The 15404-nt window shown below is 63.0% G+C and carries 13 protein-coding genes and 1 pseudogene; 9 read left to right on the top strand and 5 right to left on the bottom strand.

What is annotated here, in order from left to right; genetic code table 11:
- The first annotated feature begins 280 nt into the window (after positions 1 to 280).
- Positions 281 to 640: a Cd(II)/Pb(II)-sensing metalloregulatory transcriptional regulator CmtR gene (locus tag ACKFR8_RS08710; protein WP_408929798.1), complete on the top strand. Its 360-nt coding sequence runs from the start codon at positions 281 to 283 to the stop codon at positions 638 to 640.
- Positions 637 to 2529, top strand: coding sequence for a heavy metal translocating P-type ATPase (locus ACKFR8_RS08715; protein WP_408929799.1), 1893 nt, complete (start codon positions 637 to 639; stop codon positions 2527 to 2529). The genes ACKFR8_RS08710 and ACKFR8_RS08715 overlap by 4 nt, the downstream gene beginning before the upstream one ends.
- A gap of 154 nt (positions 2530 to 2683) precedes the next feature.
- On the opposite strand, the gene ACKFR8_RS08720 is transcribed toward ACKFR8_RS08715, so the two are convergent.
- From ACKFR8_RS08720 to ACKFR8_RS08740, 5 genes are all read right to left on the bottom strand, one after another.
- Positions 2684 to 3472 carry a zeta toxin family protein gene (locus ACKFR8_RS08720; protein WP_408929800.1) on the bottom strand — a complete coding sequence of 263 codons (789 nt, stop codon included), beginning with the start codon at positions 3470 to 3472 and terminating at the stop codon, positions 2684 to 2686.
- A 3-nt stretch (positions 3473 to 3475) separates the two neighbouring features.
- The gene (locus ACKFR8_RS08725; RefSeq protein ID WP_070524133.1) at positions 3476 to 3739 is read right to left on the bottom strand and encodes a hypothetical protein; all 264 of its coding nucleotides are present in this window, start codon (positions 3737 to 3739) and stop codon (positions 3476 to 3478) included.
- Between the two features lie 30 nt (positions 3740 to 3769).
- Complete coding sequence (locus tag ACKFR8_RS08730; RefSeq protein ID WP_408929801.1) at positions 3770 to 5179, bottom strand: aldehyde dehydrogenase family protein; 1410 nt, start codon at positions 5177 to 5179, stop codon at positions 3770 to 3772.
- A 145-nt stretch (positions 5180 to 5324) separates the two neighbouring features.
- On the bottom strand, positions 5325 to 6812 hold the full coding sequence (locus tag ACKFR8_RS08735; protein WP_408929802.1) for an NAD-dependent succinate-semialdehyde dehydrogenase: 1488 nt from the start codon (positions 6810 to 6812) through the stop codon (positions 5325 to 5327).
- Positions 6813 to 7003: 191 nt separating this feature from the next.
- Complete coding sequence (locus ACKFR8_RS08740) at positions 7004 to 7267, bottom strand: hypothetical protein (RefSeq protein WP_296134029.1); 264 nt, start codon at positions 7265 to 7267, stop codon at positions 7004 to 7006.
- Positions 7268 to 7273: 6 nt separating this feature from the next.
- On the opposite strand from ACKFR8_RS08740, the pseudogene ACKFR8_RS08745 reads away from it, so the two are divergent.
- The 7 genes and pseudogenes from ACKFR8_RS08745 (at position 7274) to trpA (ending at position 15395) form a co-directional block, all read left to right on the top strand.
- Positions 7274 to 8373 (top strand): annotated as a pseudogene (locus tag ACKFR8_RS08745) (amidohydrolase family protein).
- A 412-nt stretch (positions 8374 to 8785) separates the two neighbouring features.
- Positions 8786 to 10285: an anthranilate synthase component 1 gene (locus ACKFR8_RS08750; RefSeq protein ID WP_408929803.1), complete on the top strand. Its 1500-nt coding sequence runs from the start codon at positions 8786 to 8788 to the stop codon at positions 10283 to 10285.
- Positions 10282 to 10926: an anthranilate synthase component II gene (locus ACKFR8_RS08755; RefSeq protein ID WP_408929804.1), complete on the top strand. Its 645-nt coding sequence runs from the start codon at positions 10282 to 10284 to the stop codon at positions 10924 to 10926. Before ACKFR8_RS08750 ends, ACKFR8_RS08755 begins: the two co-directional genes overlap by 4 nt.
- Positions 10926 to 11975: an anthranilate phosphoribosyltransferase gene (gene trpD, locus ACKFR8_RS08760; protein WP_408929805.1), complete on the top strand. Its 1050-nt coding sequence runs from the start codon at positions 10926 to 10928 to the stop codon at positions 11973 to 11975. The genes ACKFR8_RS08755 and trpD overlap by 1 nt, the downstream gene beginning before the upstream one ends.
- Positions 11953 to 13335, top strand: a complete 1383-nt coding sequence (trpCF, locus tag ACKFR8_RS08765) for a bifunctional indole-3-glycerol-phosphate synthase TrpC/phosphoribosylanthranilate isomerase TrpF (RefSeq protein ID WP_408929806.1) — start codon at positions 11953 to 11955, stop codon at positions 13333 to 13335. The genes trpD and trpCF overlap by 23 nt, the downstream gene beginning before the upstream one ends.
- Positions 13336 to 13356: 21 nt before the next feature.
- On the top strand, positions 13357 to 14571 hold the full coding sequence (trpB, locus tag ACKFR8_RS08770) for a tryptophan synthase subunit beta (protein ID WP_408929807.1): 1215 nt from the start codon (positions 13357 to 13359) through the stop codon (positions 14569 to 14571).
- Positions 14571 to 15395 carry a tryptophan synthase subunit alpha gene (gene trpA / locus ACKFR8_RS08775; protein WP_408929808.1) on the top strand — a complete coding sequence of 275 codons (825 nt, stop codon included), beginning with the start codon at positions 14571 to 14573 and terminating at the stop codon, positions 15393 to 15395. Before trpB ends, trpA begins: the two co-directional genes overlap by 1 nt.
- Positions 15396 to 15404 lie beyond the last annotated feature (9 nt).

A 15404-nucleotide genomic window follows, 5' to 3' on the forward strand; every position in this document is an offset into this window, starting at 1 on the left:
GTTAGCCTACAACAATCAGAAAACTGTAATTACGTCAGCACACAGAGAACATATGGGCGCATGGAAACACGTAAAGGTTTTGCGGGATGGCGTGGACGTCAACGTGAAGATTCTGGAGAACCTCGCCGCCCACGTCGCTCCCGCGTTGGGTGGCAGCCGAACCACAACGGATCAGTCATTTGCTATCCCATCGACTAATTCCTGCAGGTCGCAGGACCTACGCGTAACCGTCAGTTCAGTGCATTTTGAATAGTTCAGCACACGTTGTATTGTTCAGCACATGCTGACCATTGCTTCACGCCTCGACGTCATGAACCGGCTCGGCCGGGCCATGGCGGATCCGACGCGCTCCAGAATCCTGATGACCCTACTCGACGGCCCGAGCTACCCGGCCGTGCTTTCGCGCGACCTGGACCTGACCCGCTCGAACGTCTCGAACCACCTGACCTGCCTACGCGATTGCGGCATCGTCGTCGCTGAGCCGGAGGGCCGCAAGACACGCTACGAAATCGCCGATCCGCACCTCGCGGCAGCGCTCAACGCGCTGGTGAACGCGACGTTGGCTGTCGACGAAAACGCCCCGTGCATCGACCCTGCATGCTCGGTGCCCGGCTGCGGCGAGAAAGGAACGGACGCATGAGCTCGGCGTGTGGATGCGCACACGAACCCGCCACAGAGATCGAAGAACTCGATCGGCCATGGTGGAAGGACCCCGAGTTGCTACTGCCGATCTTCTCCGGCGTAGCCCTCGGCATAGGCCTGGCGCTGGACTGGTCCGGGGTAGAGACACCCGCGACAGTACTGTTCTGGGTCGGCCTGCTGCTAGGGGCGTATACGTTCGCGCCCGGCGCGATCCGAAACCTTGTCACGAAGCGCAAGCTCGGCATTGGCTTGCTTATGACGATCAGCGCGGTCGGCGCGGTGATCCTTGGTTTCGTCGGAGAGGCCGCGGCGCTAGCGTTCCTGTACTCGATCGCCGAGGCGCTTGAAGACAAGGCAATGGACCGGGCACAGGGCGGACTGCGGGCACTGTTGAAGCTGGTACCGCAGACCGCGACGGTGCTGCGCGACGGCACGTCGGTCAAGGTCGCAGCGAAGGACCTTGAGGTTGGCGAACTGATGCTCGTGCGCCCCGGAGAGCGGATCGCCACGGACGGCATCATTCGGTCCGGACGCTCCAGCCTTGACACCTCAGCGATCACCGGAGAATCCATTCCGGAGGAGGTTGCGCCCGGCGACGAGGTACCCGCGGGAGCGATCAACTCCGCCGGTGTGCTTGAGGTCGAGACGACCGCAGCTGGAACGGACAACTCGCTGACCACACTCGTCGACCTCGTCGAGCAGGCGCAGGCGGAGAAGGGTGACCGCGCCCGGATCGCCGACCGGATTGCCCGACCCCTAGTGCCCGGGGTGATGATCCTGGCGGTGCTGGTCGGCGTGATCGGCTCGCTGTTGGGCGACCCCGAGACGTGGATCACCCGTGCGCTGGTGGTCCTGGTCGCAGCGTCGCCGTGCGCGCTGGCAATCTCCGTGCCGCTGACGGTCGTGGCCGCGATCGGCGCGGCCAGCCAGTTCGGAGTAGTCATCAAGTCCGGCGCGGCGTTCGAGCGACTCGGCGGCATCCGTCACCTAGCGGTAGACAAGACCGGAACCCTTACCCGCAACCAGCCCGAGGTTAACGGAGTGGTCCCGGCAGAGGGATTCGATCGGGCTCAGGTGCTTGCTTTCGCTGCGGCAGTTGAGCAGCAATCGACGCACCCCCTCGCCGCGGCGATCGCGGCAGCGGAGCCCGAAGCACCCGCCGCCCTGGACATCAGCGAGGAAGCCGGACATGGCATCGGCGGCACCGTCGAAGGCCGACGCCTGCTGGTGGGCAGCCCCCGGTGGATCGACGCCGGGCCACTGAAGGCAGACGTTGAGCGCATGGAATCCGAAGGCCAGACCTGCGTCCTGGTCACCGTCGATGACACCCTCGCCGGAGCGATCGGCGTCCGCGACGAGCTGCGGCCCGAGGTGCCCGAAGCCGTGCAGACCCTGCGCGCCAACGATGTGGAAGTGAGCATGCTCACCGGCGACAACACTCGTACCGCCCGGGCGCTGGCTGAAATCGCCGGAATCGACGACGTGCGCGCCGAGCTGCGCCCGGAGGACAAGGCAAGCATCGTCGCCGAACTCTCCTCCAAGACGCCGACGGCGATGATCGGCGACGGCATCAACGACGCGCCGGCACTGGCGGGCGCAACGGTGGGCATTGCGATGGGAGCAACCGGCTCTGACGCCGCGATCGAGTCCGCTGACGTCGCCTTCACTGGCCACGACCTCCGGCTGATCCCGCAGGCGCTGCAGCACGCCCGCCGAGGCAGCAGGATCATCAACCAAAACATCGTGCTGTCTCTGGCCATCATCATCGTGTTGATGCCACTGGCGATCAGCGGTGTACTGGGCCTGGCCGCCGTCGTCTTGGTACACGAAGTAGCCGAAGTCATCGTGATCTTGAACGGCCTGCGGGCTGCACGAGCGAAACGCTGAGGCTGTGACCGGCAAGTCTTATAAGGGTTAAACCACGCGCCGAGCGCACACACACGTTGGACCAGGCGAGTCATTCGAGTTCACCACCTGGTCCTTCTCGATGCGTGCAGGCACGGGAACTGTGGGTGAACCTAAGATTTCAACGGGCACAGCCTTAAAGTTTGCGGATACGCTCTGCATCCGCCACGAGGTTCTGCGTGAGCTTCTCCGCTTCAAGGCCGCTCAAGTCACAGCTGTCGAAGCGGGCCAGCCAATCAGCGCGAATGGCGGGGGAGTCGAACCAGGTTGCGCGCTCAGCCTCAATATCCTCGATGCCGCTCAAAGTGCGGCCATCGCGGCTGCGGATCTCGAGGTCGTCGACAAGCGGGGCAATCGCTTGAAGCCCTGGGACGATGGCTTTAAAGCCCGACGTGTGGGAAACTTCATTTGTCCAGCGCGGATAGCGACTCACGCGCTGCGCCTCCAGGTAGCGCTGGACGACACCGAGCCTGGAGACCTCCTGCGCCACCGCCAAGCCCACGACCCTCACGCGGAAACCCGCGGAGCGAAACTTGGCTATCTCACCCGCGATGAATTCCGGGTTGGACAGCGTGTTCTCAATGATGAGGGAGTGCCCGTGCTGCCGGCCATACTCAATGAGCGAAGACATCCAAAAGGGGACCGGTCCATTGGTGAGCACGTCCATGCGCAGGGGGTCGCGGTCCATGATCTCATCGAGGGCGGGGTGCAGCTTCCGAACCTCATCGGAATCAAGGACCGCGTGACCATTCTTTACAGATTCAATAGCCGTTGATTTGCCTGACGCTGGCTGCCCCGCCACATAAATGACCTCTGGAACAGCCGGACCATGAGCATTCGACCGACCAAAATAGCTAGTTTGCAGAGTCTTTAGCCGTTGCTCCATGACCTGCGGATCAACGGGGAAGTCAGCGGCGGAAAGCATAGGCTATGCCGCTTTGTGCTCGGAGGAGAGGGCTTCAAGCCGCTGCGCAAAGAGAGCCGCAGCGGCGCGGATGGCTTCAATGTCGGTTGAATCAACACCACTGACTATGTCCTCTACCAGCCAATTCTGACGAATCCACCATTGTGATTCAACATCGTTGCCTGCTTCAGCGGCCCGAGTGAGGTAGGCAGCTTTCAGCGAGGACGCAACCTCCTTCATGGCGTCGAAGGCCGCGTACTCGATCTCTGGGACTTTGGCGGTGCTCATGGCGCTAAGAATAGCAGCGCCAGGCCGTTTTTAACCGTTGATAATCTGCGGGTAAGCCAAGCCCTTGAGGCCCTCGGTACCGAACTCCACGCCGTAGCCGGAGGACTTGATGCCGCCGAAAGGCACGCGCGGATCCACAGCACCGTGGGCGTTGATCCAGGTAGTACCGGCCTCCAAACGGGAGGCCACCTCAAGGGCACGCTCACGGTTGGACGACCACACGGAAGAACCCAGTCCCACGTCGAGCTTGTTGGCCTGCTCGATGGCCCACTCCAGGTCCGTGTACTTGATAATCGGCAGCGCGGGGCCGAACTGCTCCTCGACGGCCAGCGGGTTATCCGGGTCAATATCCGCCACCAGAGTGGTGGGGTAGAAGTAGCCCGGCGCGTCGTAGTCTGGGTCGCCGCCCAGCAGTACGCGGGCGCCGGAATCCTTGGCAGCCTTGACAAGCTTGTCCACGATGTCGAACTGCTGCTTGTTCTGCAGCGGGCCGAGCACGTTTTCTTCTTCCAAGCCCACGCCCATCGGGGAGGCCTTGGCCACCTCGACGAGGGCCTCGCAGACAGCGTCGTACAGCGACTCCGGCACGTACACGCGCTTCATCGCAGCACAGGTCTGGCCGGTGTTGATGAAGGCACCCCAGAAGAGATCACCGGCGATTTCCTTCGGGTCGGCATCATCCAGCACGATGCCGGCGTCGTTGCCGCCGAGCTCCAGGGTGAGGCGGGTGAGGTTATCGGCGCTGGCCTCCACGATCTTCTTACCGGTGGCGGTGGAACCGGTGAACATGATCTTCTCGATGCCCTCATGCGTAGTCAGCGCGGCACCGACCTCGCCATCACCGCTGACAACCTGGAGGACACCCTCCGGCAGCACGGAGTTGACTACCTTGAGCAGACCCAGCACGGACAGCGGGGTGTACTCGGAAGGCTTGACGACGACCGCGTTGCCCATACGCAGCGCCGGCGCAATCTGCCAGATGGTGATCATCATCGGCCAGTTCCACGGACCAATCGCACCGACAACGCCGAGCGGGCGGTAGTTGACGGTGGCGGTGATGTCATCATCGACGGCAGTGTAGTTCGGGTGCTCGAAGGATGCCGTGGCGTTGAGCCACCCGGAGCATGCGCCCACCTCGAAGCGGGCGTTCGGCCCGTTGAGCGGCTTGCCCTGTTCGCGGGAAAGCAGCTCCACGAGTGCCTCTGCATTGGCGTCGATGGCGGCTGCAGCCTTGGTGAGTAGCTCGCAACGCTCTGCGTCGCTCAGCTTGGCAAAGTCCTTCTGTGCTGCACGTGCCTTCTCAACTGCAGCGTTAAGGTCCTCCACGGTGTTCTCCGGGGCGCGGCCCACGACCCCACCGGTCGCAGGGTTGAGAATCTCGCGTCCGTTCTCATCCGTGATGGCATTGAGAAGATCAGCGTAGCTGGCGAACTGAGTCATCGGGTTCTCCTAGACAGTCTAGTGGAGTCGTTTTGGACATGTTACCCAAGACACAGTCACTGTGGTTCCAGTCAGTGTGGCTCCAACGACAAAGCCAGCGGTCACCACTTCATCGAGATGGTGCCCGCCGGCTTAACAGGGAGACTTAGGTATTTGCGTACGGATCACGCATAGCGATGTACTGCAGCGACGTGTATTCTGCAATACCCTCGCCGCCGCCCTCGCGGCCCATGCCGGACTGCTTGACGCCGCCGAACGGGGCAGCGGCGTTAGAGATAACACCGGCGTTGAAGCCCATGAGGCCGAATTCAAGGCCATCACCCAAGCGCCACATACGGTCGGAGTCCTCGGTGAAGACGTAGGAGGCTAGGCCGTACTCCGTGTCATTAGCAATGTCGATAGCTTCCTTTTCGTCAGAGAAGGTCAGAATTGGAGCAACCGGGCCGAAGATCTCTTCCTGCGCCACGCGAGCATCACGGGAAACATTCGTCAGAACGGTCGGGGAATAGAAGTAGCCCTTTCCCTCGCCTGGCTTGCCTCCGACGATGGCCTTGGCGCCCTTCTCTACGGCGTCGTCAACCAGCGCGGTGATGTTGTCGAGCGCCTTCTGCTCGACCAGCGGACCACAGGTAACGCCCTCATCGAGGCCATTGCCCACCTTGAGCTCACCAATGCGCTTGGCAAACTTCTCTGCGAACTCTTCGGCCACAGACTCGTGGACGATGAAACGGTTTGCTGCAGTGCAGGCCTCACCGATGTTGCGCATCTTGGCGCCCATAGCGCCTTCCACGGCCTGGTCAATGTCAGCGTCCTCAAAGACAATGAACGGAGCGTTGCCGCCCAGCTCCATCGAGGTGCGCAGAACGTTGTCTGCAGCGGCCTTAAGTAGGGTCTTGCCCACCGGGGTAGAGCCGGTGAAGGAGATCTTGCGGAGACGGGAATCGGCCATAATTGGCTCGGAGATAGCGGAAGCGGACTTACCGGAGACCACGTTAACCACACCAGCCGGAACGCCGGCATCAATCATGGTCTGTGCGAAGTACTGGGTGGTCAGCGGCGTGAGCTTGGCAGGCTTCACCACCATAGTGCAGCCAGCGGCGATGGCCGGCGCGATCTTGCGAGTAGCCATGGCCAGTGGGAAGTTCCACGGGGTGATGAGAAGGCACGGGCCCACCGGCTTGCGGCGGGTAATCATGCGCAGGGTGCCCTCCGGCGCGGGCAAGGTGCGGCCGTAGTCGCGGACAGCCTCCTCACTGAACCAGCGCAGGTACTCAGAGCCATAGGTAACTTCACCATAAGACTCAGCCAATGGCTTGCCCATCTCCAAGGTCATGAGAGTGGCAAACTCGTCCTTACGTTCCTGAACCAGTTCAAATGCGCGGCGCAGCAACTCAGACCGCTCGCGAGTAGAGGTGCGCGCCCACTCATCCTGGACTGCACATGCAGCATCCATAGCCTTCTTGGCATCTTCAGACGTTGCAGAAGCGAGGGTCGCGATGACCTCTCCAGTGGCTGGATTCTCCACATCAAAGGTGGAGCCATCAGAAGCATCGACCCATTCACCGTTAATCAGCAGTCCAGTCGGAACCTTGGCCAGCAATTCATCAACTTTGACATTTGTGTTATCACTCATGAGTCTTTTCTACCCTCCTCGAGTGAATTTGTCTGCCAGTTGAGTGACTACTCCCCAAGCAGTGCGAATCGACCATTTAAACTGCACGAACAGTGGAACTTTCCACATTCGCGCTACACCCTAAAGGGCTACCCCCGCGGGGATAATTCGGAGAACTCGCCAATTCACAGTGCGTGTTTCTACACCACGTTTCACGTGAAACTCTTTCGACCCCCTAACACGGTTCGCTTTAGACTGATCACATGACCAGCCCACGCACCGCCTTTATCCTCGAATCCTGTGCCATCGTCACCGGCTACGCCGTCGGTACCGTCCTTTAGAACCACTCCATAGGCGTCGACAAGCAAGGCTCCATTGTTTATGTCGGGCCTGCCGACGAAGCCCCGCATCTCCCCGGTGCGCGCCGCATCAACCTCGACGGCAAGTTCGTCCTGCCCGGCCTTATCAACGCGCATGCCCACCTGTTCTCCGACGGAAAGCCACTTCACCCAGCGCTGACCTCCGACCGCGGCGGGGCCATTGCAGCCAAAGTCTTCAACACTCTTTTCGGTCGTGCTCTCATGCGCAAGCGCACCAAGGCCAACATTCTCACCCAGCTCAACTCCGGTGTCACCGGGCTGCGCAGTCTCGGGGATCCCGGTTACGAGGTCGCGGAAGCCCGCGAGGCTATTGAGGCAGCGGAGTACGTTGGTCCCCGGATCCTGGCTTCCGGCCCGCTCCTCGCGGCAATCGGCGGACACGGTGTACCGCAGATTGCGTTGGTCAATGATTCCCCGTGGGAAGGACGCCGTAATGTTCGCCAGAGCCTCCGCAACGGCGCAAACTGCATCAAGATTGCCGCGACGGGCGGCGTGACCGACGCGCGTTCACTAGGGGAGGCGGGACGCCCACAGCTTACTGAGGAAGAGATGGCAGCTATCTGCGACGAGGCACACGAAGCCGGAGTCATCGTCGCCGCGCATGCGCAAGGCGAAATTGGAGTGACGGAGGCGCAAAAGGCGGGTGTCGACACCATCGAGCACGGCTGCCCGCTCACCCCAGAGATGGTGGAGCTCTTCAAGAACAACCCGCGCTCCCTTCGCAGATACTCCGCGCTCGTGCCCACCCTTATCCCCGCACTGCCGCTGTCAACGCTAGACACGGAAGTGACCAAGGTCAATGATGTGGTGAAGCAGAAAGGCATTGCCATTTTTGAGAACATGCTGGATGGCCTTCGCACGGCCGTGGCCGAGGGTGTAGTCATCGGCACGGGTACCGATTCCGCCTGCACGTACGTGACGCACTACAGCTTCTGGCGCGAGTTGGACTATCTCGTGCGCTTTGCCCCGCTCAGGCGCTCCACGCGGCAACACAGACTAATGCCGAAATCCTCGGCTGGGGAGAAGTCACCGGAAGGGTAGAGGAAGGTTTCGCAGCCGACCTCGTCGTCGTGGACGACAACCCCCTCGAGTCCTTCCGCAACCTCAGCGCTCCCCGTATGGTCATCGCGCGAGGTCACCTCATCGAGGACCCAGCCTTCGAGACGCTCGATGAACTCGATGCCATCCTCGACGGGATTTGATCCCTCTGTGTTTCACGTGAAACACAGGCTTACTGTGGGGGTTCTAGCGGAGGTTGCGCCCTTGATCCTGGCGAACTCCGCCATGGGGTTGTGAAATACGCATCCGACCTTCTTTCCGCAGCAACGCCCTGGGAAGGATGCCGGACCAGTTGGTTGCAGGGCCGCCGAGCAGCGGCTGTAGGAACTTGCTCGGCATTCGGGGGCACCCGTGAATCTATTTACCTGTATGGCAGAAGGTATTGCGGTAACGTCAGTGACGTGAAGAACACATTCAACCTTTGGTGGTGGCGCGCGTAACCCGCGGGCCTCGTTGTTCTCCCATCTCAAGGCCCGCAGCTGCGGGCTTTTCGGCGTTTTAGGTTTCTTCCACGAAGCTCGCGGCAGCACACACATCATTAATGAAAGACACAGTATGCCGTTTACAGCCCAACGCGAGGTCGCGTACACCCCAGACGCCGCCGCGCTCTTTTATGCCCTCGCCACACCGCAGGATTCGATGCTCTTAGAGTCCGCGGACATCGAGACCAAGAAGAACCTCACCTGCATCGCCATCACCAAGGCAGCGCTCAAGGTGGTCTGCCGCGGTCAAGAGGTCACGGCGACCGCGCTGACGCAATCTGGCCGAATTCTCATCGATGACCTCCGGCAGGACTTCCACTCCCGAATCATTCACAGCACGGAGTACAGCATCACCTTGAGATTTGAGCTCTCCTCCGAGCACGATGAGCGCGCCCGTCTGCGTTCCACGTCCACCGCGGACGTCCTGCGCACGCTGCAGTTCAGCCGCCTCTACTCCGGGGAGATGTTGCCCTTCCTAGGCGGCGGCTTCGCCTTCGATTATGTGGAGACTTTCGAGCAGCTCCCGCCGGTCCCGGATGGGCCGAATGAGTATCCGGATTATGAGTTTTTCGTGGCCGAGCACGTCCTCACCGTAGACCACCTGACGGAGACGGCAAAGATTGAGGGGTGGGGTGTCGACAAGCACGTGCTCGAGGAAGAACTCGACCGCGCCGCACATACCGACCCCGTCACCCCGGCACCCCCGGCACCGCTAGCAACCGTCGCCGCCAGAGCCAGTATCGACGACGCTGCTTTTCGACACCACGTGGAACGCCTCCAAGGCAACGTCACCGCCGGCGACATCTACCAGGTCGTTCCTTCCCGCGCCTTTACCATCGACTGCCCGGACGCCTTCGCGGCCTACCGCACCCTGCGGGAGACCAACCCCTCGCCGTACATGTTCTACGTCCGCGGCGAGGAGCACGAGCTGTTCGGCGCATCACCGGAGTCCAACCTCAAGTACACCGCTGCGGACCGGCAGGTGCAGATCTATCCCGTTGCCGGCACCCGGCCCCGCGGCGCCACCCACGAGCTAGACATCCGCAACGAGCTGGAGATGCGCACTGATGCCAAGGAGCTAGCGGAGCACATCATGCTGGTGGACTTGGCGCGCAATGACCTTGCCCGCGTCGCGGTGCCCGGCACCCGCCGGGTGGCGGACCTGCTCCAGGTGGACCGCTACTCCCGGGTCATGCACTTGGTCTCCCGCGTCATCGCTACGTTGCACGAAGACTTCGACGCCCTCGATGCCTACCGCGCCTGCATGAACATGGGAACCCTCACCGGAGCACCTAAGCTGCGCGCCCTAGAGCTTATCCGGGAGACCGAGAAGGCCCGCCGCGGGTCTTTCGGCGGCGCAATCGGCTACCTGCGCGGCGATGGCTCGATGGACACGTGCATTGTCATTCGCTCGGCCTATGTTCGCGCAGGCAAAGCTGTGGTCCAGACCGGGGCCGGGGTGGTGCGGGATTCCGTTCCGCAATCCGAGGCCGACGAAACCGTCCACAAGGCTTTCACGGTGCTCAGCGCCATCGCGCAGGCCCACTCCGCCCGCTTGGAGGTCATCCGATGAACCCGCACATTGTCCTCATTGATAACCGCGATTCCTTCGTCTACAACCTCGTTGACGCCCTAGCTGGGTATCGCACCACCGTCTTTCGCAACACGGTTTCCGTGGAGGAGGTGCTCGCCGCGCAGCCCACTCTCATCGTCTTATCACCAGGCCCGGGCCATCCGCGGGATGCCGGCACCATGATGCAGCTTATCGACGTCACCCTGGGCCGCATCCCCATCCTCGGGATCTGCCTGGGGTTTCAGGCGTTGCTCGAGCACTTCGGCGCGACCGTCGCGCCGTGTGGCCCCGTCCATGGAGCTTCGGTGCCCATGACGCTGACTGACGACGGCTCACGCCACCCCATCTTCCGCGGACTCGCCACGGACTCCGAGCCCGATAAACCGGACTATGTCGGCCGCTTCATTCCAGTCGCGCGCTACCACTCGTTGGGATCCACCGCGGTTCCCGGGGCGATGCGCAGCTTGGCCACCACCGAGACCGAGGCGGGCCCCGTCATCATGGCGGCCGAAACCCGGGACGGCACGGCGCTCGGTCTCCAATTTCACCCCGAGTCCGTGCTCACTCCCAGCGGACCCCTCATCGTAGACCGTTGTATCCACCAACTTTCTGTCCAGCCAACCTTTAAGGATTCCTACTAATGACGCCTCAGATTCACGCCCGCGGTCCCCTGGCCACTCTTCAGGCCTACCTCGACATTACCGAGCCCACCCTCGAGCAAGCCGTGGAGGTCTTCACGCCGCTGACGGTGGGGGAGTACGACGACATCCACATCGCGGCTCTGCTCACCCACATCCGCACCCGCGGCGAGACCTTTGCCGATGTCGCCGGGGCCGCCCGAGCCTTCATCGCCGCCGGCCGGCCTTTCCCCGTCACCGGGGCAGGAATCATGGACACCGCGGGGACAGGCGGCGATGGCGCCAATACGATCAACATCACCACCGGGGCGTCGCTTGTCGCCGCAGCCGGGGGAGTGAGGATGGTCAAGCACGGCAACCGCTCCGTGTCCTCCAAGTCCGGGTCCGCCGACGTCCTCGAAGCGCTCGGCATCCCCCTCGACCTCGACCCGGACCGCGCCGTGCGCCAGCTCGCGGCCGCGAACTTCACCTTCCTCTTTGCCCCCGCCTACAATCCGGCCGTCGCCCACGTGCAACCGGTGCGCAAGGGGCTCGGCGTCTCTACTCTCTTCAACACCCTGGGTCCGCTGCTCAGCCCCGGGCACCCAGAGTTTCAAATGATGGGCATTGCCAACCCCGCCCAGGGCGAGCTTATCGCCGAGGTGTTCCGGGATCTCGGGCGCTCCCGCGCGCTGGTCGTTCACGGAGCGGGCACCGACGAGATTGCGGTTCACGGCACGACGCAGGTGTGGGAGCTGCGTGATGGTTCTGTCCGCAGCTACGAGCTCACCCCGGAGGAGCTTGGCGTACGCCACCACGACCTCTCCGCTTTGGCCGGTGGCGACGGCGCGGCCAACGCGCGCTCTCTCCGCGCCGTCTTCTCCGGCGACGGAGCCCCAGCGCACTACGACGCTATCGCCGCCAATGCCGGCGCCATGTTCTACCTCTACGGCACCGCCGAGTCCATCGCCGGGGGCGTCGTCCATGCCAAGGAACTCATCGACTCGGGCGAGGTCGCCGCGTGGTTGAAGAAGCACGAGGAGGCGAACTATGGCACTGCCGACCGTGCTTGAGGGGATCGTCACCCAGCGCCGCACCCATCTCCCGGCCATCCGCCAGCGCCTCGAGGGCGTGGACTTTAACGCGCTCCCACGTTCCGAGCGCTCCTTCTTCGACGCGCTGCGTGGCACCAACCGCTTCATTATGGAGTGCAAGTCGGCCTCGCCGTCGCTGGGCCTGATTCGGGAGCACTACGAGCCCGGCGCCATTGTGCGGGTCTATTCGCGCTACGCCTCAGCCATCTCCGTGCTCTGTGAGCCCGAGCGCTTCGGCGGCGACTACGACCACCTGCAGACCGTGGCCCTGTCCACCCACCTGCCGGTACTGTGCAAGGACTTCATCATCGATCCCATCCAGGTCTACGCCGCACGCTACTTTGGGGCGGACGCGATTCTCCTCATGATGTCCATCGTGGACGACGACACCTACGGGGAGCTCAAGGCGCTTGCCGACGCCTTGGGACTCGACGTCCTCACCGAGGCGATCACCGAGGAGGAGGTGGCGCGGGCCGCGGCCTTCGGCGTGGATGTCATCGGGATCAACAACCGCAATTTGCACGATCTCACCATCGATCTAGAGCGCACTGCGCGCCTTGGCGGCCACGTTCCCGCCGGCAAGGTCGTCGTCTCCGAGTCCGGGATCCGCGACAATCAGACCGTCCGCCGTCTCGGCGCACACGCCAACGCGTTCCTCGTCGGCTCGCAACTTACGGGAACGCCGGACATTGACCGGGCCGCCCGCGAGCTCGTCTTCGGGTCCAACAAGGTCTGCGGGCTCACCTCCTGGTCGGTCGCGCAGGCGGCGCGCGCCGCGGGTGCCGTCTACGGCGGGCTGATTTTTGAGGGGGGCTCGCCGCGCAATGTTTCACGTGAAACAGCACAGGACATCATCGCACACGAGCCGGATCTCAGCTATGTCGCCGTGTCTCGGCGCACGCACGGCTGGGAGGAACTCGCCCTCGACGGCATCGACGCCTTCCAGATTCACGCGCCTTACCAAGGCGGCGTCGAGGAGGAATTACGTCTCATCGACTCCGTCCGCGCGGCGGCGGGGGAGAGGCAGGTGTGGCGCGCCATTGACATGGCGGCGCCGCACGGGCCGGACGTGGCGGCCGCGCTTGTCGACACCGCCGATATCCTCATCCTCGATTCGGGGCAGGGCGGCACGGGGACGAGCTTCGACTGGTCGGCCATTCCGGAGTCGGTGAAGTCGAAGGCGCTCCTCGCCGGCGGGCTCAACGCCGACAACATCCCCAACGCCCTCAGGACCGGCACGGCGGGCCTCGACATGAACTCGGGAGTCGAAAGGGGAGGCCGCAAGGACCCCGCGGTTATTGCTCAGGCCTTCTCTCTTATTCGTCACTTTACGTATTAACCCCTAACCCAAAGGACCACCATGACACAGCACCAAGACCGACGGGAAACGCTTCTTCCCGCCTACTTCGGCGAGTTCGGCGGACAGTTCGTCCCCGAGTCACTCATCCCAGCCCTCGATCAGCTCGAGCAAGCCTTCGTCGATGCCCAGGATGATCCCGCCTTCCGCGAGGAATTGGCCGGATATCTCAAGGACTATCTCGGACGGCCCACGCCTCTTACCGAGGCGACCAAGCTGGGCGGTAAAGCCCGGATCTTCCTCAAGCGCGAGGACCTCGTCCACGGCGGAGCACACAAGACCAATCAGGTGCTTGGCCAGGCGCTCCTGGCCAAGCGGATGGGCAAGACGCGCATCATCGCCGAGACCGGCGCCGGCCAACACGGCACGGCCACCGCGCTCGCATGCGCCCTGCTCGATCTGGACTGCGTCATCTACATGGGCGCGAAGGACGTGGACCGGCAACAGCCCAACGTGTACCGCATGGAGCTCATGGGGGCAACGGTTGTTCCCGTCGATTCCGGTTCGGGCACCCTCAAAGACGCCGTCAACGAAGCCCTCCGTGACTGGACCGCGACCTTCCACGAATCGCACTATCTCCTCGGTACCGCGGCCGGCCCGCACCCCTTCCCGACGATTGTCCGCGAGTTCCACAAGGTGATTTCTGAAGAAGCCAAGGCCCAGATGCTGGAGCGCACTGGCGGCCTTCCGGACCTCGTCGTGGCGTGCGTCGGGGGTGGCTCAAACGCCATCGGCATGTTCGCCGACTTCCTCGACGACGAGTCAGTGGAACTCGTCGGCGCCGAACCCGGGGGAGAGGGCCTCAGCTCTGGGCGCCACGGGGCCACGATCAACAATGGCACCATCGGCATCCTGCATGGCGCTCGGTCCTACCTCATGCGCAACTCCGACGGCCAGGTGGAAGAATCCTATTCCATCTCCGCCGGTCTTGACTACCCGGGCGTCGGCCCCCAGCACGCCCACCTATCACAGACGGGCCGCGCCACCTACGTCGGCATTACGGATGCGGAGGCACTCGAGGCCTTCCAGCTACTGAGCAAGAAGGAGGGCATCATCCCCGCCCTGGAGTCCTCGCACGCGCTGGCCTACGCCCTCAAGCGTAAGGAGGAGGACATCACCATCCTCGTCTCGCTTTCCGGCCGGGGCGATAAGGACATCGATCACGTTCGCAGGACACTGAGCGAGCACCCAGAATACCGCCTCAAGGAGGAACAGTAATGAGCCGCTATGACCAACTCTTCGCCCGACTAGGCGAGCGCCACGAAGGGGCCTTCGTACCCTTCATCATGCTCAGTGACCCCGACCCGGAGACCGCGCTGCACATCGTACGAGCGGCTGTGGCGGGCGGCGCGGACGCAGTGGAGCTTGGCGTCCCATTCTCGGACCCTGTAGCCGATGGCCCCACCATTCAGGCCTCCCACATCCGCGCCTTGGCGAATGGCGCCACGGTCGACGCCGCGCTGGATCAGGTCCGGCAGATCCGGCGCGAGTTTTCCGAGCTTGCGATCGGAATGCTCATCTACGGCAACGTGGCGTTTACCCGGGGGCTCGATAACTTCTATAGTCAATTCCACGAGGCTGGCGCGGACAGCATTCTGCTTCCCGACGTCCCCGTGCGGGAGTCCGCTCCGTTTACATCCGCCGCCACCGCCGCGGGCATCGAGCCCATCTATATCACTCCCGCCCGCGCTTCGGAGGCGACGCTCAGAGGGGTCGCCGAGCATTCTAAGGGTTACATCTACGCCATCTCTCGTGACGGTGTCACGGGCGCCGAGAAGGAGTCGGAAACACGGGGGCTCGGTGCCGTCGTGGCCAACGTCAAGCGCTTCGGCGGTGCCCCCGTCCTCCTTGGCTTCGGAATCTCCACTCCCGAACACGTCGCGCAGGCCATCGCTGCCGGGGCTGCCGGGGCGATCACCGGCTCTGCTCTGACGAAGATCATCAACGACCACCTCGACGAGGAGGGCCGCCCGAAGGATACGCTTACCCAGGCAGTGTCAGACTATGTGTCGTCGATGAAGGCGGCTACGCTGCCCGGCTAGACACTCGCC

It is taken from the genome of Corynebacterium axilliensis (assembly GCF_046097495.1).
GTDB lineage: Bacteria > Actinomycetota > Actinomycetes > Mycobacteriales > Mycobacteriaceae > Corynebacterium.

What these genes read in the sequence shown, in the direction of transcription:
- ACKFR8_RS08750 (WP_408929803.1), top strand. Translation starts at nt 8,786, where the DNA reads ATGCCGTTTACAGCCCAACGCGAGGTCGCGTACACCCCAGACGCCGCC.
- trpA (WP_408929808.1), top strand. Translation starts at nt 14,571, where the DNA reads ATGAGCCGCTATGACCAACTCTTCGCCCGACTAGGCGAGCGCCACGAA.
- ACKFR8_RS08725 (WP_070524133.1), bottom strand. Translation starts at nt 3,739, where the DNA reads ATGAGCACCGCCAAAGTCCCAGAGATCGAGTACGCGGCCTTCGACGCC.
- trpB (WP_408929807.1), top strand. Translation starts at nt 13,357, where the DNA reads ATGACACAGCACCAAGACCGACGGGAAACGCTTCTTCCCGCCTACTTC.
- ACKFR8_RS08720 (WP_408929800.1), bottom strand. Translation starts at nt 3,472, where the DNA reads ATGCTTTCCGCCGCTGACTTCCCCGTTGATCCGCAGGTCATGGAGCAA.
- trpCF (WP_408929806.1), top strand. Translation starts at nt 11,953, where the DNA reads ATGGCACTGCCGACCGTGCTTGAGGGGATCGTCACCCAGCGCCGCACC.
- trpD (WP_408929805.1), top strand. Translation starts at nt 10,926, where the DNA reads ATGACGCCTCAGATTCACGCCCGCGGTCCCCTGGCCACTCTTCAGGCC.
- ACKFR8_RS08735 (WP_408929802.1), bottom strand. Translation starts at nt 6,812, where the DNA reads ATGAGTGATAACACAAATGTCAAAGTTGATGAATTGCTGGCCAAGGTT.
- ACKFR8_RS08730 (WP_408929801.1), bottom strand. Translation starts at nt 5,179, where the DNA reads ATGACTCAGTTCGCCAGCTACGCTGATCTTCTCAATGCCATCACGGAT.
- ACKFR8_RS08710 (WP_408929798.1), top strand. Translation starts at nt 281, where the DNA reads ATGCTGACCATTGCTTCACGCCTCGACGTCATGAACCGGCTCGGCCGG.
- ACKFR8_RS08740 (WP_296134029.1), bottom strand. Translation starts at nt 7,267, where the DNA reads ATGCGCGTTGATAAGGCCGGGCAGGACGAACTTGCCGTCGAGGTTGAT.
- ACKFR8_RS08755 (WP_408929804.1), top strand. Translation starts at nt 10,282, where the DNA reads ATGAACCCGCACATTGTCCTCATTGATAACCGCGATTCCTTCGTCTAC.
- ACKFR8_RS08715 (WP_408929799.1), top strand. Translation starts at nt 637, where the DNA reads ATGAGCTCGGCGTGTGGATGCGCACACGAACCCGCCACAGAGATCGAA.